The organism is Polaribacter sp. Z022 (genome assembly GCF_023555495.1).
Classification (GTDB): domain Bacteria; phylum Bacteroidota; class Bacteroidia; order Flavobacteriales; family Flavobacteriaceae; genus Polaribacter.
The window spans coordinates 161,949-182,902 of the sequence record NZ_JALCZO010000006.1 but is presented as its reverse complement, the minus strand read 5'-3'; the positions used below and the strand labels follow the sequence as shown (position 1 = coordinate 182,902).

Here is a 20,954-nt window from a genome sequence, read left to right as displayed (position 1 = left end):
AACTATTAATGATATGAATATTCTAATAAATTTAAATTCTTCTTCTAAGGATGCTAATAATCCATTTCATGGAGGAAATGAGTATGCAAATAGATTAGTTGAGGAGATAATTAAAGCAAATACATTTAATTCACTATATTTTTATTGTTTTTCTGAAGAGTTTATTGATAACAACGTTTTAACCCTAATTAAGGATGATAAACGTAACTCAATAATAGTCAATCAAAATAAATATTCTGATATAGATAGTGTTATTAAGGAATGCAATATAAATAGGTTGTTTGACCCTTTAGGGGTTGGATTATCGAGGGTTAATTTAAAAGATGTTGAGGTTGTTTATACTGTTCATGGGTTAAGGCCAATTGAGTTGTTAACTGACATAAATGAGTATCATCTAGAAAGTAAAATTAAACACATAATAAAGAAAATATTTTCTACATATTTTAATATTAAGAATAAAAATAAATTTAGAGATGTAATTAATTTAGTAGCAACAAAGAAGAAATTAGTAGTTGTATCTGAACATACAAAAAATAGCATAATTACCCTTTTTGGAACAAAACCTGATGATATTTCTGTTTTTTATAGTCCTGAAAAAAAGAACCAAAATATAAACATAATTGATGAAAAAAATTTTTTTTTAAGAACATCAATTATTCCTAAAGATTATTTTTTATTAGTTAGTTCTAAGCGTTGGGTAAAAAATACATATAGAGCTGTTAAAGCTTTTGATAATTTAATAGATAATGGGCAGTTAACAAAAAAAATCGTTTTAACAGGAGTTAATAATAAAGTTAAAAATATTGTTAGAAATAAAGAGATGTTTTATTTCTTGGATTATGTACCATCTAAAGAATTAGAAATATTATACAAAAATGCATTTTGTTTTGTTTACCCATCACTTAATGAGGGGTTTGGATACCCACCTCTAGAAGCAATGAAATATGGTACACCTGTTATAGCGTCTATGATTACTGCAATACCAGAAATTGTAGGAGAAGCTTGTTTAAAGTTTCATCCATTTTCCATTTTAGAATTACAAGCTAGAATTTTTCAATTACAGAACAATGAAAATTTAAGAAATAACCTTCAACTACTTGGAGAAAAAAGATATGAATTAATATCTAAAAAACAAAAAGAAGATTTAGTTAAATTGGTTGAAATAATTTTATTAAATGATATATAGTTATAAACGTAAAAATACAATTATAGATGTTTTATCATTCTGTTTTATATTTTTAAATGTATTGTTTATTACAGTAACTGATTTTCAATCATTATATTCGTATTTATATACTTTTTTACTTTTTGTTATAATAAATAAAGTTATTAAAGCAGAAATCTTTTTTTTAAGAAATTTATTAGTTTTAAATTTTTTCATTTTTCTATCGATTCTGCTTTATTGGGGGCATTATTTAATAATGCCGGATTCATTTGGTTTTTCAGGTATGTATGGAGGTATTGGGACTGATGACAGTAGGTTTTTTGCAGGTGTAGCATCAAGTGATGTTAATATTCCATGGTATGGTATGGGCTATATAGGGATGGATCATAGTTTTGTTAAATTTCTTAAAATCTTATATCCTTTTAAAATAGTTCATCCATTAACAATATTAATACCTAATATTTTAGGAATTTGTTTTATTCCTCATTTTACATCCAAATTAACAAATTTACTGACTAAAGATATTAAGATTGCAAAAACTGCATATACCTTAGTCTTGTTTTGCCCAGTTTTGTTATCCAATAGCTTAATTTTAATGAGAGATGGTTGGGTTGCGTTTTTCACATTAATTGGTGTTTACTATTTAATAAAAAATAAGTTTTTAAATTTTATTATCAGTTTATGTTTATTGTTTTTTGTTAGGCCAGGTTCTGGGTTATTATTACTTTGTGCATTTATGTTTTATTTTAATAAATCTTATTTAAAAGGAGCAACAATTAATATTATACCTAAAGTTTTATTTTTGTTATTAGGATTAGGGATGGTAACATTTTTATTATTGCCTTTTATTTCTGAATATTTATTAGAAAAAGGATTTGAAGGTCTAGATCGCCAATCGTTTGTAGAATCTATAATTAAAGAAGCAGATGAAGGATCGATAATCTATAAAATATATAGTTTACCAATTTATTTAAAAGTACCCCTTGGATTTATTTTTTTTATATTTCTTCCTTTTTTTAGGGTAGAATTTTATACTCTAGGTGTTTTGAATATAAGAAGTATTATGTATACTATGCTTATGCCTATTTTATCCCTTTTTTATTTTAAATATTTTTTTAAAGGAATTATACATTTTTTTAAAATTAAAAATGAAGATATGACCCGATTTTTTTATATGTTTTGTTTTTGTATACTCATGATTAGTCAAGTTTCAATTCAGCCTAGGCATAAGACAGGTTTAATGCCATTTTTTTATATATTTGTTGCATATGGTTATCATAAAGGGACACCTATATCTAAAGCTATTGGCTCAGCGCTTTTTGTTTTTTTATTTTTAATTCAATTTGTTTTGGAGTTTTTTTAAAAGGTTTATTCAATATAATATATTTAAATGAAAATAATAATTAATACAACAAATATTAGAGTAGGAGGAGCTTTACAAAGGGCAATTTCTTTTCTAAATGAACTTAAAGAATTTGGAAATGATGAATATCATATTTTTCAGACAAATAATGTAAATGATCAAATTGATTTATCTTCTTTTGATGATAGATTTTCTTTTTATCTTTTTGAAGAATCACCAGCATCATTAAAGTATAGAAAAAAAATAATTAAAGAGTTTAATAGATTAGAGAAAATAATTCAGCCTGATGTTGTATTCTCTTTTGTTGGCCCATGTTATTGGAAAGCTAAAAGCCCTCATCTTGTTGGGTATGCTGTTCCTCATATAGTATATGATGATTATGATTATGTAAAAAAATATTCATGGAAAGTAAAACTTGAAATGATTTACAAAAAATATTGGACAAAAAAAGAAGCAGATTATTATGTAGTTCAAACAGAAGATGTTCGTAAACGGTTGGCAGATAGAATTAATGTTGACAAATCTAAAATATTTTTAGTTTCTAATGGTGCAGGAAAACAATATAGTAATATAACAGCTTCACCACCGTCTAATAATTTGACTAAGAAGTTATTAATGATTAGTACTTTTAGGCCGAGTAAAAATTTTGAAATAATTAATGAAGTAATTCCTTATTTAGAAGATGATATTTATAATTATGAATTTCATATAACAATAAAAAAAGAAGATTTTGATAGAGTTTTTAAAGGGAAAGAACAATGGGTTAAAAATCATGGACATGTATTTGCAAAAGATTGTCCTCAATTATATAAAGAATGTGATGCAATGTTTTTACCTGCACATTTAGAATGTTTTTCTGCATCTTATCCAGAAGCAATGAAAATGGAAAGACCTATTTTAACTTCTAATTTGTCATTTGCAAAAACGGTTTGTGGTGATGCAGCTATTTATTTTGATAATTTGAATGCTAAAGAAATTTCCGAAAAAATTAAAAATCTTTTTCATGATAATGAATTATATAAAAAAACTGTGGAAAATGGTAAAAAGCGTTTGAAAGTATTTGATACATCTAAAGAGCAAGCAGAAAAATATATTGATTTATGTTATAAAGTATATAAAATGAGTGAGAAATGTCAATAAATATCAACAAAAAAATACTTTCTGTATCTTTGGTTATGTATTGTAACTGTAAAGATGAATTGACCACAGCAATAACTTGTGTTTTAAAATCTAACCTTGTTGGTAAATTATATTTAATTGACAACTCACCAACAGAAGCTTTAAAGTTTTTAAAAAATATTGATCCAGAAAGAATAATATATCTGTATCAAAATAATAACTTAGGTTTTGGTAAAGCACATAACATAGCTATAAAATTAACAATTAAGAATCGTTATAAATACCATTTAGTAGTAAATCCTGATATTAGTTTTGATGGAGATATTATAAGACCTATGATAGAATTTATGGAAAAAGATAATGAAATTGGTATGATGATGCCACAAATATTAAATTTAGATGGGTCTATTCAGAATTTACCAAAATTATTACCTAGCCCAAAGTCTATATTGTGGAGAAAAATTAGAAAACCTAATAAAGCTTATCAAAACTTTATAAATAAATATGAGTTAAGAAATGTTCCTAAAGATTTAATTTATAATGCACCTGTATTATCAGGATGTTTTACAATATTAAACATAAAAGCCATAGAAAAAGTAGGAATGTATGATGATAATTATTTTATGTATTTTGAAGATTGGGACCTCTCTAGAAGAATGCATAAGTTTTATAAAACAATTTATTTTCCTAAGGTTTCTGTAATACATGGTTATGAATCTGGAGCTAATAAAAATAAGAGGTTATTTAAAATATATATTAATTCTGCAATTACTTATTTTAATAAATGGAATTGGTTTTTTGATAACGAAAGAAGTAAAATAAACAAAAAGACAATTTCTGAAATCAAGAAATGGATATAGCAATAACAGGAGCAAGTGGTTTTGTAGGAGGGAATTTAAAATCTTTTCTAGAAAAGAAATATAATATATATCCTTTAAGTGTTAGGTATGCTAAAGGGCAAAAAATTACACTGAACCAAGATGTTATTGTTCATTTATCAGGTAAAGCACATGATTTAAAGTCTAAATCAAATTCATTAGTTTATGAGGAAGCTAATTTTAAATTAACAAAACAATTATTTGATAGTTTTTTAAAATCTAAAGAATGTTCAGTATTTATTTTTATAAGTTCTGTTAAAGCTGTGGCAGACTCTATTGATGAGCCTTTAACAGAGTTAATAGAGCCATTACCAAAAACTGATTATGGAATTTCAAAACTTAATGCTGAAAAATATATCTTAAATAATAAAAACAACCTATTAAATAAAAGAGTGTTTATTATACGTCCTTGTATGATTCATGGCCCCAATAATAAAGGGAATTTAAACCTTATGTATAATATTGTTGCAAAAAAAATACCTTGGCCTCTGGGTAGTTTTAATAATAAAAGATCATTTTTGGGTATTGATAATTTTAATTTTGTAATTGATCAAATTATAAAGAATGAAGCAATTAAGTCAGATGTTTTTAATTTATCTGATGATACCCCATTATCAACAAATGATTTAGTTCGAAATATTTCAGAAGTTATTGGTGTAAAGATAAAAATACTAAATATACCAAAAACAATTATAAAAATTATGTCTATTTTAGGAGATTTTTTGAGATTGCCTATAAATTCGGAAAGGTTACAAAAGCTTACAGAAAACTACGTAGTAAGTAACAAAAAAATAAAAAAAGCAATTGGAAAAGAATTACCATACTCTGTTGAACAAGGTCTAATAAAAACTATTGAATCTTTTAAACTAATTGATAAAAATTAAAATAATTATGAAAGGAATAATTTTAGCAGGAGGAAGTGGAACACGTTTATATCCAATAACAAAAGGAGTTTCAAAACAATTATTACCAGTGTATGATAAACCAATGATTTATTACCCACTTTCAGTTTTAATGTTGGCAGGAATTAATGAAATATTGATAATTTCAACTCCAGAAGATTTGCCAAATTTTGAAAAATTATTGGGTTCTGGTGAGACATTAGGTATAAAGTTAAGTTATAAAGTACAACCAAGTCCAGATGGATTAGCTCAAGCATTTATAATTGGAGATGAATTTATAGGAGATGATGATGTTTGTTTAGTTTTAGGAGATAATATTTTTTATGGGCATGGTTTAACTGAAATGCTTCAAAGCGCAAGAAGAAATGTAGAAGAAGATAAAAAATCTACTGTTTTTGGTTATTATGTTAATGATCCTGAAAGATATGGTGTAGCAGAATTTGATAAAGAAGGGAATGTTACTTCTATAGAAGAAAAACCAGAAAATCCTAAATCTAATTATGCAGTAGTTGGTTTATATTTTTATACAAACGATGTGGTTAAAATATCTAAAAAAATAAAACCATCAGATAGAGGAGAACTAGAAATTACAACTGTTAATCAAGAATACTTAAATAAAGAAAGTTTAAAGGTAGAATTAATGGGTAGGGGCTTTGCGTGGTTAGATACAGGTACTCACGATTCTTTAATGGAAGCTGGTCAATTTATTGAAACTATTGAAAAAAGGCAAGGGTTAAAAGTAGCGTGTTTAGAAGAAATAGCTTTTTACATGAATTATATTGATAAAAACCAACTAAAAAAGTTAGCAGAACCACTTAAGAAAAATGCCTATGGACAATATTTATTAAATTTAGCTAAATAAGAAATGAAATTTATTAAAACTGAAATTCCAGATGTTTATATTATAGAACCTTCTGTCTTTGGAGACAATCGAGGTTATTTTTTAGAGTCATTTAATTTAGAAAAATTTGAAGAAAACGTTTGTAAAATAAAGTTTGTTCAAGATAATGAATCTAAATCATCGAAAGGTGTTTTAAGAGGGTTGCATTTTCAGAAACCACCTTTTAATCAAGCTAAATTAGTACGTTGTGTAGAAGGTAGCGTAATGGATGTTGCTGTAGATATACGTAAAGGTTCTCCAACTTATGGGAAACATGTCGCTGTAGAATTAACAGGAGATAATAAAAGACAGTTATTTGTACCAAGAGGTTTTGCTCATGGATTTTCTGTTTTAAGTGAAACTGCTGTTTTTGCATATAAAGTAGATAATACTTATGCCCCAGAATATGATTCGGGTATTCGTTGGAATGACAAAGATTTAGATATCGATTGGGGCTTAGATGAAAGTGAAGTACAGTTGTCTGAAAAAGATAAAAATTTAACTTTTTTCTCAGATTTAAATTCACCTTTTAATTATTAAGAATGAATATTTTAGTAACAGGAGCAAACGGACAATTAGGTTCAGAAATAAGAGATTTAGCTGATAACTTTGATAATCTCAATTTAATTTTTAAAGATTTGCCAGATTTAGATATTTGTAATTTTTTAGAATTAGAAAAATTTGTTGATGAAAATAAAATTAACTCAATCATAAATTGTGCAGCTTATACAGCTGTTGATAAAGCAGAAGAGGATAGTGCAATTGCACAAAAAGTAAATTCAGAAGGGGTACTTAATCTTGTAAAGGCTTTAAAAAAAACAGATGGTAAATTAATCCATATTTCAACGGATTATGTTTTTAATGGTGAATGTTTCGTTCCTTATAAAGAAACAGACCCAGTTAGCCCAATTGGTGTGTATGGAGATACTAAAAGAGAAGGTGAGTTGTCTGTAATAGATTCTGATATTGATGGTATAGTAATAAGAACTTCTTGGTTGTATTCGTCCTATGGAAATAATTTTGTTAAAACGATGTTACGTTTAGGGAAAGATAGGGATGAATTAGGTGTAATTTTTGACCAAGTAGGTACACCAACTTATGCTAAAGATTTAGCATTAACTTGCCTAAGAGTTTTGTCAAATAGCAAAGGAAATAAAATTAGCTTAAAAGGAAAACTATATCATTTTTCTAATGAAGGTGTTGCATCTTGGTATGATTTTGCTAAGGCAATTATGCAAATAGGTAACGTTAATTGTAATGTAAAACCTATTGAAACAAAAGATTACCCAACTCCAGCAAAGAGACCACATTTCTCTGTTTTAAACAAATCAAAAGTAAAAAATGATTTTGGAATTGAAATTCCTTATTGGAAAGACTCGTTAGAAGAATGTCTTTTGAAATTAAAAAATAAATAAAATTAAAATGAAAAAAAATATATTAGTTACAGGAGGTGCTGGTTTTATAGGGTCACATTTAGTAAGGTTATTAGTTAATAAATACCCAGATTACCATGTTATAAATATGGATAAATTAACCTACGCTGGAAATCTTGAAAATCTAAAGGATATTGAAGAGAAAGAAAATTATACTTTTATAAAATGCGATATTTGCGATTTTGAGAAAGTTAAAAATGTATTTATAGATTATAAAATTGATAATGTGATACATTTAGCGGCAGAATCTCATGTAGATCGTTCAATAAAAGATCCATTTTCATTTGCACAAACAAATGTAATGGGGACTTTAAGCTTATTGCAAGCAGCTAAATTGTATTGGAATAACGATTATGAAAATAAACTTTTCTACCATGTTTCTACAGATGAAGTTTATGGGTCTTTAGGAAAAGAAGGATTCTTTTTGGAGACTACAGCTTATGATCCACATTCTCCTTATTCGGCATCAAAAGCATCATCGGATCATTTCGTAAGATCTTTTCAAGATACATACCAATTTCCTACGGTTATATCTAATTGCTCCAATAACTATGGTTCTTATCAATTTCCAGAGAAATTAATACCTTTATTTATAAATAATATTTGTCAAAATAAACCCTTACCCGTTTATGGTAAAGGAGAAAATGTAAGAGATTGGCTTTTTGTTGATGATCATGCAAGAGCTATTGATGTGATTTTTCATGAAGGTAAATTAGGAGAAACGTATAATATTGGAGGATTTAATGAATGGAAGAACATTGATTTAATAAAGGTTATTATAAAAACGGTAGATAAGTATTTAGGTAGAGCGGAAGGTGCTTCAGAAAAACTTATTACTTATGTTACTGATAGAGCAGGACATGATTTAAGATACGCTATAGATTCAACAAAATTAAAAGAAGAATTAGGTTGGGAACCATCTCTACAATTTGAAGAAGGTATTGATAAAACAGTAAAATGGTATTTAGATAATGAAGATTGGCTGTTAAACATAACTTCTGGTGATTATGAAAAATATTATGAGGAAATGTATAAATAAAAATTGGTATTTTAAATATAGTTTATGAATATTTATTTAATTGTATTAGTTAGTTTAATAGTTGCTTCTTATGTATATCTAAAATTAGCAGTTAAATTTAAAATTATAGACAAACCCAACCAAAGAAGTTCTCATACTAAAATAACAGTGAGAGGAGGTGGAATTATTTTTCCTATCGCCATTTTGCTATTCTATTTTTTTAATGATTATCAATATACTTATTTTGTTTTGGGTGTGTTTTTACTATCCGTAATAAGTTTTTTAGATGACATTTATACATTAAGTTCCAAAATTAGGTTTCCTTTTCAGTTGATAGGTGTATTACTTACACTTTATCAAATAGGAGTAACATTTTTACCAATTTCATCTATCATTTTATTTATATTCTTATTAATGTTAGGAGTAGGAATTGTGAATATGTTTAACTTTATGGATGGAATAAACGGAATTACTGGTATTTATAGTTTGTCTGTTTTATCTGGGTTTTTTATGGTAAATTATCAAGAAAATCTTTTAGACCAAGATTTAATAATTTATGTTGGAATCTCTATATTGGTTTTTGGTTTTTATAACTTTAGGAAAAAAGCCCTTTTTTTTGCAGGTGATATTGGTAGTATATCCTTGGGTGTTTTAGTCGTTTTTTTAGGTCTTTTTTTAGCTTATAAATTGTCTGCACCAATAATTATAATGATTGTAATGGTTTATGGCGCAGATGCAGGGTGTACATTGTTGTATCGTAAATTTTATACAAACGAAAGTATTTTTGATCCACATAGACACCATATGTATCAGAAGTTAGTTGATGTGTATAAAATACCTCATTTAAATGTTTCTATAATTTATGCTGTATTACAGATGTTAATAAATATAGTGGTTTTAAAAACATATCATTTTGATTTAAAAACACAAATACTTGTTTTTCTAGCTTTTATGTTTTTTTTTATTTTTTGTTATATATTGTTGTTCAAAAAAATAAAAAAATCATTATCTTTAAATAATGCAGGCTAAAATACCTTTATCAGATTCTACTATTCATTTAGATCTAAAAACAGAGATTTCTTCTATTAGTAAAGATAGTATTCATGCTTTTGAAGAAGTTTTAGAAAATTACTTTCAAGCTGATAAAAAAATTGTTGCTTTAAATTCAGGAACATCAGCAATACATTTAGCTTTAATTTTAAGTGGAATTACAAAAGGAGATGAAGTTTTATGTCAATCTTTTACTTATGTTGCCACTGTAAATCCTGTTATTTACCAAAATGCCACACCCATTTTTATTGATAGTGAAAAAGAAACATGGAATATGTGTCCTATTCACTTAGAAGAAGCTATAAAAGATAGAATATTAAAAGGAAAAAAACCAAAAGCTATAATAGTAGTACATCTATATGGTATGCCAGCACAAATGGATCAAATTGTAAAGATTTCCAAAAAGTATAAGATAACGTTAATAGAAGACGCAGCAGAAGCTTTAGGGTCTGAATACAAAGGAAAGAAATGTGGAACCTTTGGTGATTTCGGAATAATTTCTTTTAATAATAATAAAATTATTTCTACTCTAGGTGGAGGAGCATTAATATGCAATACCGAAAAAGAAAAAAATAAAGCTATTTTTTATGCTTCTCAATCTAAAGAAAAAGCTCTTCATTATGAACATAAAGAATTAGGGTATAATTATAGAATGAATACTGTGGCAGCTATAATTGGTTTAGAGCAAATGTTATTGTTGAATGAAAATAAAAAAAGAAGAAGAGCAATAAATAACTATTACAATCATTTTTTTAAAAAATATAATGATATTAATGTTTTAACAGAAAAATCTAATGATTACTCATCCAATCATTGGTTAAGTTGTATTAAAATAATAGGTAAAAGTGCTAAGGAAAAAAAAGAGAAAATAATGTTATGTTTAGAAAATAATAACATTGAAACTCGATCTTTGTGGAAACCTATGCATCTGCAACCAGTATTTAAAGGAACTCCATATTATGGTAATGACATTTCCGAAAATCTTTTTAATTTTGGTTTATGTTTACCATCAGGTTCTAATTTAAAAAATGATGTTTTAAAAATAATTACTTCATCAATTCATAAATTATTGTAAATTGCAATGTTATATTTTTAAATAATGATAAGAAATTTTTTTCTAAAAACTTTAAATAAATACGCTTCTAAATGGTTAGTTCTATTTATAGATTTATTTTTAGTTGTAATCTCTTTTTTTCTAGCTTATTTTATTCGTTTTAACGTAAGTTTTAATTTTAATTTTACGAATTTAATTAAACAGATACCTTATGTGGTATTTTTTGCTTTAATTAGTTTTTTAATTGTAGGCTCATACAAAGGTATAATTCGTCATACAGGAGTAAGAGATGCTTTTAATGTGTTTATAGCTAGTACATTGGTTGGAGGTCTAATTTCATTAGCTGTAACATTTAATTTGTTTTTTAAATTTATAGATACTTTTTATATACCAAAATCAATAATTGTAATACATTATTTAGTATCTACTTTAGTATTAATTTTAAGTAGATTTATATTTAAAGCTTTTTTTGAGGTTTTATCTACAGAGTTAGACTCAATAAATAATGTGTTAATTTATGGAGCAGGAGATTCAGGTATAATAGCATTTAGTGCATTAAATAGGGATAAAAAAAACAATTATGATATAGTTGGTTTTATAGATGACAATAAAAATAAAATTGGAAAAAAAATAGACAGAGTCAAAATATTTGGTGCAGAATCGATAACAAAAAAATTTATAGAAAAACACTCAATAGATGAAGTTATTATTTCTATTCAGAATATTAAACCAAATAGATTATTAGCGATTACTGATAAATTTATAGAATTAAATGTTGATGTAAAAATTGTACCTCCATTATCTAAATGGATAGATGGGGACTTAAATGCAAATCAAATTAGGCAAATTAAAATTGAAGACCTATTAGATAGAGCCCCTATTATAATTGATAATCCAATTGTTCAAAGAGAAGTTAATAATAAGGTTGTTTTAGTTTCTGGTGCAGCTGGATCAATTGGGAGTGAAATTTCTAGACAGTTAAGTCTATATAATTGTAAGTTAATAGTTTTAATAGATCAAGCTGAGTCTCCATTATACGATTTACAACAAGAATTGATTCAAAAGGGGATTACGAATTTTGTTGCTATTGTTTCAGATGTCAGGGATCGATTTAAAACTGAAAGAATTTTTAAAAAATACAAACCCCAAAGAGTATTTCATGCTGCAGCATATAAACATGTGCCTTTAATGGAAAAATCTCCTTATGAAGCGATTAGAGTAAATGTTTTAGGAACTAAAAATTTAGCAGATTTATCAATTGAAAACGAAATAGAAAGATTTGTGATGGTTTCTACAGATAAAGCAGTAAACCCCACAAATGTTATGGGGGCATCAAAAAGAATTGCAGAACTTTATATTTCTTGTGTAAGTAAAAAATCTACAAATACAAAATTTACGACAACTAGATTTGGTAATGTTTTAGGTTCTAATGGGTCTGTAATTCCTTTATTCAAGAGACAAATTGAAAATGGAGGGCCTTTAACTGTTACTCATGAGAAAATTACTAGGTATTTTATGACAATTCCTGAAGCCTGTAGTTTAGTTTTAGAAGCAGGGACAATGGGCAAAGGTGGTGAGATATATATATTCGATATGGGAAAATCAGTAAAAATATTTGAAATTGCTAAGCGAATGATTCATTTGTCAGGTTTAAAGTACCCAGATGATATTGATATTAAAATTACAGGTTTAAGACCTGGGGAGAAATTATATGAAGAGTTGTTAGCGGATGGAGAAAATACAACTAAAACATATCATAATAAAATTATGATAGCTAAGACCCAAGATTTAGATGATTCTATTGTTAAAATTAAAATTGATGATTTATCAAGAAATTTTAATAAGTTAAACAATAAAGATTTGGTTAAATCGATGAAGGAATTAGTTCCTGAATACGTTTCAAATAATTCTGAATTTGAAAAATTAGATAAAGTTAGTGTTTAGTGAATTTTTATAATACTTTTGCAAAAAAAAAAAACATATTATGAGATTTCGAGTTCAAAGCTTTCTTTTTTTATTAGTAATTGTGCTATCTTCTTGCGTTTCAAGTAAAGATATTACTTATTTTCAATTTGATGAAATAGATCAAAACAAGGTAAGTAATAAATTTGAAACAATTTTTAAACCAGATGATTTATTGCAAATAACGATATCATCTGATGATATAGAAGCAACTAGACCCTTTAACTTGCCAGCAGTAACTTACGCCACAACTACTAATACTGTGGTAGGGACACCACAGCAACAAGCTTATTTGATAGATAGTAAGGGTAATATTGATTTTCCGGTTTTAGGAGAATTGAAGCTAGGTGGATTAACAAGAGAAGCTGCTCTCGAACTCCTTAAAAAAAAATTATCTCCAGATTATGTTGCTAATCCAAATATTAACATAAGAATAGCTAATTTTAAAATTACTGTTTATGGAGATGTTAAAAAGCCAGGAACTTTTACAATTCCTAATGAAAGAGTAAGTATTTTAGATGCAATAGGTTTAGCTGGAGATTTAAATATCTCTGGGCGAAGAGACAATGTAACAGTTATTAGAGAAGAAAATAATAAAAAAGTTAAGTATAAAATAAATTTACTCTCTAACAAAACTTTGAATTCCCCGGTGTTCTACCTCCAACAAAATGATGTTGTATATGTAGAGCACAACAAGGCAAGAATTCAATCTGCTTCGTCTAATACAAATACAAGTTTATTTATTTCAGTTACAGGGTTAATTATTACCATAGTTTCTATTTTAACTAGGTAAATAATGCAATTAAAAAAAGAAAATATGTCATTAAACCATAATGAAGAATTGGGTACTATAAATATTAAAGAAGAACTAGAAAAATATCTTTTTCATTGGAAATGGTTTGTTTTAGGCGTTTTAATTTCTACTATTTTGGCTTTTTTATATTTAAGATATAGCACACCCCTGTATAGTTCTTCTACTACAATTCTAATAAAGGATAATCAAAAATCTGGTATATCAAAAGAACTAGAGGCCTTTAAAGATATGGGGATTGTTGGAGGAGGTTCTGCGAATAATACTGATAATGAAATTGTGATATTAAAATCACGAAAAATTATTGGTAATGTTGTAGATACCTTAAATTTGATGTCTTCATATTATAGTCAGGGTAGAATAAAAAAAACTGAGATTTTTGGTGAAAACAATCCTATTCAAATAATATTCCTTTCTCAGAAACAAAACATATTAAACTCAAAAGTTGATACATCGCTTACTGTTAGAGTTTTGTCTTCAGCTAAATTTGAACTGAAAGATAGTAATGATAATTTTATTTCTGCTCATGATTTTGATGAAATAATCAATTCAGAATTTGGTGATTTCAAAGTTAAGAAAACAGAAAATTTTAATTTTAAAGAACAAAATGACATTTATGTTAACATATTAAATAGAACTAAAGTAATTGATAATTATAAATTAATACTTAATGTTAATTCCGTTAGCAATAACTCTAGTGTTTTAAATTTATCTTTAAGAAGTCCTTCAAAGAATAAAGCAGAGTTTTTTTTAAATGAATTGGTAAAACAATATAACTTAGATGCAATAAAGGATAAAAATATTGTTTCTCAAAAAACAAAAGATTTTATTGATGAGAGGTTATCTGTTATTGGTAAAGATCTAAACTCTATTCAAGATGAAGTTAAGAAGTTTAAAACAGATAATAAAATAACAGGGTTATCAAGTGAAGGAGAATTGGCTCTTAAGACAGCTTCTTTAAATAATGAAAAATTAGTTAATATTAGAACAGAATTAGATATTGCAAAAGCAGTACTTAAAAATATTAACAAACAATCAAATAAAGATGAAACTTTACCACAAAATCTTGGTTTTTCCGAAGTCTCAATTTCTGAAGCAATAAAAGCGTATAATGAATTAGTAGTTTATAAAAATAGGTTGAGTGTAAATGCTGGTATAAAAAACCCACAAATTAAACAATACCAAAAAGAAATCAATTCTTTAAAGTTAAATTTAAAAAATAGTATTTCAAATTTAATAGCCTCTCTTAAGACCCAATATAGTCAATTAGAGAAGGAATTTCATAAGATTAATTATAAAGTTTCAGCTATTCCATTGTTAGAAAGAGGGTATATTGACATTGCTCGTCAGCAAGAGATTATTTCAGGATTGTATTCTTACTTATTAAAGAAAAAAGAAGAAACAGCAATTTCTTTAGCTGTAACTGTTCCTAATGCCAAAATTATTGATGTAGCTTATAGTTCAGATATACCTGTTTCACCTAAAAAGAAAATAATTTATTTAGCTGCTTTAATAATTGGTTTGATAATTCCATTTGTTTTTATCTATCTTAAAAATATTTTAGATACTAAAATTCATTCAAGAAAAGATATTGAAGAGTTAACAGATGTTCCTTTTTTAGGAGATGTTCCTCATTCAGAAACAAAAGAAAAAATTGTAATTGGTTCTGATGCAAGATCTAGTACTGCTGAAGCATTTAGATTATTAAGAACAAATTTAGATTTTATGATGCCTAATTCTTCTAACGATAAATTGGGTAAATCTATTTTTATTACATCAACAACTAGTGGAGAGGGTAAGTCTTTTATTTCTATAAACCTAGCTGCTACTTTATCATTGTCAGATAAAAAAGTCTTGCTATTGGGAATGGATTTAAGAGCTCCAAAAGTTACAGAATATTTAGGAATACCAGAAAGAAAGGGGATTACAAACTATATAACTAATGATAAATTATCTTTAGATGAATTAAAGTTTTCTATACCTGAAATTCCAAATCTAGATATAATTTCTTCAGGAGTTATACCTCCAAATCCTGCAGAATTATTATTAACAAATAAAGTTAAAGAATTATTTGAAATAGTAAAAAAGGAGTATGATTATATTATTGTTGATACTGCTCCTGTAAATTTAGTAACAGATACACTTTTAGTTTCTAAATATGCAGATATGTTTATGTATGTTTCTAGAGCAAACTATTTAGATAAAAGAATGTTGGCTGTTGTGCAAAATTTATATTCAGAAAAAAAATTGCCTAATATGGCAATTGTTTTGAATGATACTGATCTTAATAGAGGATATGGATATGGATATGGATATGGATATGGATACGGATATGGATATGTTGAAGAAGAAAAAAAGCCTTGGTATAAGAAAATATTTTCTAAATAACATTTAAATAAAAAAAGAGCCTATAAGGCTCTTTTTTTATTTAAATGTATTACTATTAGATTTTAGTAATTCATTAATTTTTTCAAAAGTCTTTTTATTTCCAATTTTTTTTAGGAGCTCTAAGTGATTAGTATGATGTGTGTCAGTTCCTACAAAATCATATAAACCTTCTTTTAAAAGTTTATCAGTAATTTTTTGAACTCCTTTTCCATATTGTTCAGTTAATGACAATAAATTTAATTGAAACAAGCATCCAGCTTTTTTAAGTTTGTAATATTGTTGGAAATCATTATGATAAAACTTGTAACGTTCAGGGTGTGCTAAAATAGGTTTGTACCCCTTTAATTGAATTTCAAAAATTATATCATATAAATTCATAGGAGCACTAAAATATGACATCTCTACAAGTATATAATTATCCTTAAGAGTAAGAATATCATTTTTTTCTAAAAGTTTAGAAAATTGTTCATCCATCATATATTCTGCAGCTGCATTTATATAAATGTCGTTTATGCATCTCTTTTTTAATTCAGTTCTAAGTTCTTCTAACTTATTTTTAATTAGAGTAGAAGAATTAGGGTAGACGTCACCTAAAACATGAGGTGTAGTTATAAAGTTTTTTATACCATAAGATGACATTTTAGAGATCAATTGTATTGAGTTTTCTAAATCTTTGGCACCATCATCGATACCAGGTAATAAATGAGAATGTATATCAATAAACCCTTCAGGAAAGAAGTCTTTAAGTAAAATTTCTTTTTTCTTAAAAAAGATCATAATTTAATATTTACTACAAATTTACAATAAATTAGGTTACTTATTTGCAGTTCTTTTATGTTACAAAAAAAATAATTTACTACGAAAACGATTGAAGATTTACATGCTATTGTATATGAATTTTACTTGTAATATATTTGAGTATAAAATATAAATATTATGATTTTAATTGCAGATGGAGGTTCTACAAAAGCAGATTGGATTGCTATAGATAAAAATAAAGAAGAAGCATTTAGAGTAAGAACTTTAGGGTTAAACCCTGCTATTGTTCCTGAAGAAGAATTGGAAAATAGAATTATTAATATGTTTCAACTTATTAATATAAAAGAAGATGTAGAAGAAATTCATTTTTACGGAGCTGGATGTGGTACACCAAAACCAATTCAAATATTAAAAACAATTTTAGAATCAATTTTTGTAAATGCAAAAGTTTTTATTTCTGAAGATATGTTAGCCGCAGTTTATGCTGCAACAGGTAATGATCCTGCATTAGTATGTATTTTAGGTACAGGCTCTAATAGTTGTTATTATGATGGTGAAAAAATGGAAATGTTAGTATCTTCTTTGGGGTATATTTTAATGGATGAAGCTAGTGGTAATTATTTTGGAAAAAAGTTAATTATTGATTACTACTATAATAAAATGCCTAAAAAAATTGCCAAAAAGTTTAATGAAGAGTTTGATTTGGATGCAGATTATATAAAGAAAAATTTATATCGAGAACCAAATCCAAATATGTATTTAGCCTCTTTTGCAAAGTTTATGTTTGAATTTAAAGAAGAAAAATATATTAAACGAATTATTAAAAAAGGTTTTCAAGAATTCTTTAAATATAGAATTTTACCTTATAATAAAACAACTGAAACACCAATATATTTTATAGGTTCTATTGCTCATTATTTTAGAGATATTTTAGAGAAAATTGCTAAAAAGAATAATTTAGAAATTACTGATGTAATACAAAGACCAATTGATAATTTGTTAGAATACCATAAGAATAATATTAATTAATTATATCTAAAAGTCTTTCTAAACGCATTCCTCTTGAACCTTTAATCAGAATTGATTGATGTTTAAGAGGATTGTTTTTTAAGTGATACAAGAGATCCTCAAATGTTTTATACAGTTTTGTGTTAGAAGTTGTTTGATAAAAATTTTCGCCAACAAAGAACAAATTCGAAAACTTCAGTTTTTCTGTAAAATCTATAATTTCTTGATGTTCTTTTAAACTAGTTTTTCCTAACTCAAACATGTCTCCTAAAATTACAGTTTTATTTTTATCAGCAATAGTTTCAAAATTTTCTAAAGCAGCTTTCATACTAGAAGGGTTAGCATTATAAGCATCTAAAATAATATTGTTTGTTTCTTTTTTAATGATTTGAGATCTATTATTATCAGGAACATAATTTTGTAAGGCCTCTTTTATTTCTTCGGTTGAAACTTTAAAATAATCTCCAATAGTACAGGCAATAGCAATATTAGAATAGTTGTATTTTCCTATGAGATTACTCTCTATAGTAACTGAATTAAAAGAGAGTTTAACAAATGGGTTTGAACTAATAAATTTTAAAGAACTGTTAAAAGGTATTGTTTTAATATTTTCTGATTTTTCAACTTGAATCTTATCATCAGGATTTATAAAAACAATATTATTGTTCTTTTCTAAATAAGTATATAATTCACTTTTTCCTTTTATAACTCCTTCAATGCCGCCAAAACCTTCTAAGTGCGCTTTACCAAAATTAGTGATGTAACCAAAGTTAGGTTCACAAATAGAACATAAAAATTCAATTTCTTTTTGATGGTTTGCTCCCATTTCCACAATTCCAATTTCAGTTTTTGGGGTCATAGAAAGTAAAGTTAGAGGAACACCTATATGATTGTTTAAATTACCTATGGTTGCTGTAATGTTGTGTTTTTTTGATAAAACAGCATTTATCAATTCTTTTGTTGTAGTTTTTCCATTACTACCAGTTAAACCTATAATGGTTGTTTTTAATTCATTCCTGTGATAATTAGCAAGTTTTTGAAGAGTTTCTAAAACATTATCAACTAAAATAGTCTTATCATTTAAATGGTACTCTTTCTCATCTACAATAGCATACTTTGCTCCTAATTCTAGTGCTTTATCAGCAAATTTATTTCCATTAAAGTTATCTCCTTTTAATGCAAAAAATAATGTGTTTTTTCTAATTTTTCTTGTGTCAGTATCTACTAGATAGTTTTTAGAGTATATTTTGTATATGTCTTTAATATTCATGTTTTAAAAATAAAAAAAACCTCACTGTTTTTCATTCAGTGAGGTGATATTTTTTTGATAATAAATTTTACTTACCTTGAAGGGTTTCTTACTTTTCTTTTCTTGTAAGTCATTGGTCCTAATTTATCTGTAACACATCTAAAACCAATATAATTTGTTGCCATATATTCTGGCAAGTATCTTCTTTGTGCAGGATCTAACCAATATTCTCTATCAGACCATGCTCCACCTTTGTAAACTCTAGTATTATTACTAATAAGTGTTGTTCTTTTTTTAGCGTCATTAACTAAAACTTCTTTTCCTGTTACAGGATCTGTAACTCTAGTTGGTCTTCGAGGAGAATTGTACATACTTGGTCTAGAGTTAAATTGATCTTCATCATCTTCATAGAATCTAGAAGAATTTAAATCTCCATCACCAATATTAGTGTTGTCAGAAACTGTAAAGTTTCTTCTAAGAGTAACGTCATCTTTTGTAATTGGTATATATTTAATACTACCAGGTAATTGTTTAGGTACTATTTTTCCATTTGGTAATGTGTCATATTCTACATTTGCTCCCTCAGTTACTCCTGCAATAACAACTTTACCATCTTTACCAATCATTTTTCTAGTAAAAATATTACCTCTATAGTAATTAAAGTCATTAGCTTCGTTATCTATAATTGGTCTATAAACATCTGCAACCCATTCAGCAACATTACCAGACATGTCATATAAACCAAATCCATTTGGTGGATAAGATTTTACTCTAATAGGAATGTCAGAACCATCAGAACTCCAACCAGATAAACCACTATATTCTCCTTTACCTTGTTTAAAGTTTGCTAATTGGTCTCCTCTAAATCTTTTTTCTGTTTCTCTAGAATATTTACCATTCCAAGCGTATTTTTTTCTACCTCTTACATTGTTAAATTCTCTATTTTCAATATTTGCTTTTGCAGCAAATTCCCATTCAGCTTCAGTTGGTAGTCTAAAACGTTGACTTAAAATACCATCTGCTCTAGTAATATTTCTTCCTTTGTCTCCTCTTACAGAACCTCTAGTTCTAATTCCTCTTTGATAAACAGTAGTATCATTGTCAAAAAGTTTGTCAGAATCTGCTAAGAAAACTTCTGTATCAAAGAAATTTCTAATAGAGTCATTTTCAAAAATATTTTTAATATAACCTTTATCAATTAATTTTTTAAGATTTACAGCATCTGTACGCCATTTACAGTATTGACTAGCTTGTAACCAACTAACACCAACTACAGGATAATCTCCATAAGCAGGATGTCTTAAATAGTTTTCAGATAAAATATCTGTATTACCTAAACTTTTTCTCCAAACTAAAGTATCTGGTAAAACAGAGTTATAGATATGTTTATATTTTTCTTCTGATGGAGGAAAAACATCTTTAATATATTGTACATATAAAAAATATTCAGAGTTAGTTACCTCTGTTTCATCCATAAAGAAAGAACGAATGTGCATTTTTTTAGGAGTAGTGTTCCAATCAAACATTACATCATCCTGAACCTGTCCCATTGTAAAAGATCCACCTTCAATTGCAACCATACCTAAAGGTATTTCTTGTCCTGCAGTTGCGTTACCTCGAGTATATCCTCCGCTTTTAGGGTTGTTAAAATCTAATCCTGTTAATTTTGATTTTCCAGAAGTTGTTCTACTACAGCTAGATAAAGCCAATATTGATAAAACAACAAATGATATTTTAAATATATTTTTCATTTCCTAATTGAAAATTATTTAGGGTTTTTATTTATAGCGATGCAATTTACAATAATAATACTTTCAAACAAGTAATTTAGCAATTTTAACGCTTCATTTTTCTTCTCACAAACTTTAAAACGATTGCTTTTTAAATTTAGTATAATTTATCTTTCTAAGAACTA

Annotated in this window: 18 protein-coding genes; 15 read left to right on the top strand and 3 right to left on the bottom strand. The window is 26.7% G+C overall.

What is annotated here, in order from left to right:
* The first annotated feature begins 13 nt into the window (after positions 1–13).
* From MPF13_RS13665 to MPF13_RS13600, 14 genes are all read left to right on the top strand, one after another.
* A complete protein-coding gene (locus MPF13_RS13665; RefSeq protein WP_249983320.1) occupies positions 14–1,186 on the top strand; it encodes a glycosyltransferase family 4 protein in 1,173 nt (390 codons plus the stop codon).
* A 61-nt stretch (positions 1,187–1,247) separates the two neighbouring features.
* Positions 1,248–2,528, top strand: coding sequence for a hypothetical protein (locus MPF13_RS13660; RefSeq protein ID WP_249983319.1), 1,281 nt, complete (start codon positions 1,248–1,250; stop codon positions 2,526–2,528).
* A gap of 27 nt (positions 2,529–2,555) precedes the next feature.
* Complete coding sequence (locus MPF13_RS13655) at positions 2,556–3,668, top strand: glycosyltransferase family 4 protein (RefSeq protein ID WP_249983318.1); 1,113 nt, start codon at positions 2,556–2,558, stop codon at positions 3,666–3,668.
* Positions 3,659–4,507 (top strand): glycosyltransferase, encoded by an 849-nt coding sequence (locus MPF13_RS13650; protein ID WP_249983317.1) that lies wholly within the window; start codon positions 3,659–3,661, stop codon positions 4,505–4,507. Before MPF13_RS13655 ends, MPF13_RS13650 begins: the two co-directional genes overlap by 10 nt.
* On the top strand, positions 4,498–5,409 hold the full coding sequence (locus tag MPF13_RS13645; RefSeq protein ID WP_249983316.1) for an NAD-dependent epimerase/dehydratase family protein: 912 nt from the start codon (positions 4,498–4,500) through the stop codon (positions 5,407–5,409). The genes MPF13_RS13650 and MPF13_RS13645 overlap by 10 nt, the downstream gene beginning before the upstream one ends.
* A gap of 7 nt (positions 5,410–5,416) precedes the next feature.
* Entirely contained in the window at positions 5,417–6,289 is an 873-nt protein-coding gene (rfbA, locus tag MPF13_RS13640) for a glucose-1-phosphate thymidylyltransferase RfbA (RefSeq protein ID WP_249983315.1), read from the top strand.
* Positions 6,290–6,292: 3 nt separating this feature from the next.
* Positions 6,293–6,847, top strand: coding sequence for a dTDP-4-dehydrorhamnose 3,5-epimerase (gene rfbC / locus MPF13_RS13635; protein WP_249983314.1), 555 nt, complete (start codon positions 6,293–6,295; stop codon positions 6,845–6,847).
* Positions 6,848–6,849: 2 nt separating this feature from the next.
* Positions 6,850–7,722 (top strand): dTDP-4-dehydrorhamnose reductase, encoded by an 873-nt coding sequence (rfbD, locus tag MPF13_RS13630; protein ID WP_249983313.1) that lies wholly within the window; start codon positions 6,850–6,852, stop codon positions 7,720–7,722.
* A gap of 7 nt (positions 7,723–7,729) precedes the next feature.
* A complete protein-coding gene (gene rfbB, locus MPF13_RS13625; RefSeq protein WP_249983312.1) occupies positions 7,730–8,779 on the top strand; it encodes a dTDP-glucose 4,6-dehydratase in 1,050 nt (349 codons plus the stop codon).
* Positions 8,780–8,803: 24 nt separating this feature from the next.
* Positions 8,804–9,787, top strand: a complete 984-nt coding sequence (locus MPF13_RS13620; protein ID WP_249983311.1) for an MraY family glycosyltransferase — start codon at positions 8,804–8,806, stop codon at positions 9,785–9,787.
* The gene (locus tag MPF13_RS13615) at positions 9,777–10,883 is read left to right on the top strand and encodes a DegT/DnrJ/EryC1/StrS family aminotransferase (protein ID WP_249983310.1); all 1,107 of its coding nucleotides are present in this window, start codon (positions 9,777–9,779) and stop codon (positions 10,881–10,883) included. Before MPF13_RS13620 ends, MPF13_RS13615 begins: the two co-directional genes overlap by 11 nt.
* Before the next feature lie 24 nt (positions 10,884–10,907).
* The gene (locus tag MPF13_RS13610) at positions 10,908–12,806 is read left to right on the top strand and encodes a nucleoside-diphosphate sugar epimerase/dehydratase (protein WP_249983309.1); all 1,899 of its coding nucleotides are present in this window, start codon (positions 10,908–10,910) and stop codon (positions 12,804–12,806) included.
* A gap of 40 nt (positions 12,807–12,846) precedes the next feature.
* Positions 12,847–13,617, top strand: a complete 771-nt coding sequence (locus MPF13_RS13605) for a polysaccharide biosynthesis/export family protein (protein WP_249983308.1) — start codon at positions 12,847–12,849, stop codon at positions 13,615–13,617.
* 3 nt (positions 13,618–13,620) lie between these two features.
* The gene (locus MPF13_RS13600; protein ID WP_249983307.1) at positions 13,621–16,023 is read left to right on the top strand and encodes a GumC family protein; all 2,403 of its coding nucleotides are present in this window, start codon (positions 13,621–13,623) and stop codon (positions 16,021–16,023) included.
* Between the two features lie 36 nt (positions 16,024–16,059).
* On the opposite strand, the gene MPF13_RS13595 is transcribed toward MPF13_RS13600, so the two are convergent.
* Positions 16,060–16,800 carry a tyrosine-protein phosphatase gene (locus tag MPF13_RS13595; RefSeq protein WP_249983306.1) on the bottom strand — a complete coding sequence of 247 codons (741 nt, stop codon included), beginning with the start codon at positions 16,798–16,800 and terminating at the stop codon, positions 16,060–16,062.
* Between the two features lie 159 nt (positions 16,801–16,959).
* Between MPF13_RS13595 and MPF13_RS13590 the strand changes: the two genes are divergently transcribed.
* Positions 16,960–17,811 (top strand): N-acetylglucosamine kinase, encoded by an 852-nt coding sequence (locus MPF13_RS13590; RefSeq protein ID WP_249983305.1) that lies wholly within the window; start codon positions 16,960–16,962, stop codon positions 17,809–17,811.
* On the opposite strand, the gene MPF13_RS13585 is transcribed toward MPF13_RS13590, so the two are convergent.
* A complete protein-coding gene (locus MPF13_RS13585) occupies positions 17,804–19,060 on the bottom strand; it encodes a UDP-N-acetylmuramoyl-tripeptide--D-alanyl-D-alanine ligase (protein WP_249983304.1) in 1,257 nt (418 codons plus the stop codon). The genes MPF13_RS13590 and MPF13_RS13585 overlap by 8 nt on opposite strands.
* A gap of 71 nt (positions 19,061–19,131) precedes the next feature.
* On the bottom strand, positions 19,132–20,790 hold the full coding sequence (gldJ, locus tag MPF13_RS13580) for a gliding motility lipoprotein GldJ (protein WP_249983303.1): 1,659 nt from the start codon (positions 20,788–20,790) through the stop codon (positions 19,132–19,134).
* Between the last annotated feature and the right edge of the window lie 164 nt (positions 20,791–20,954).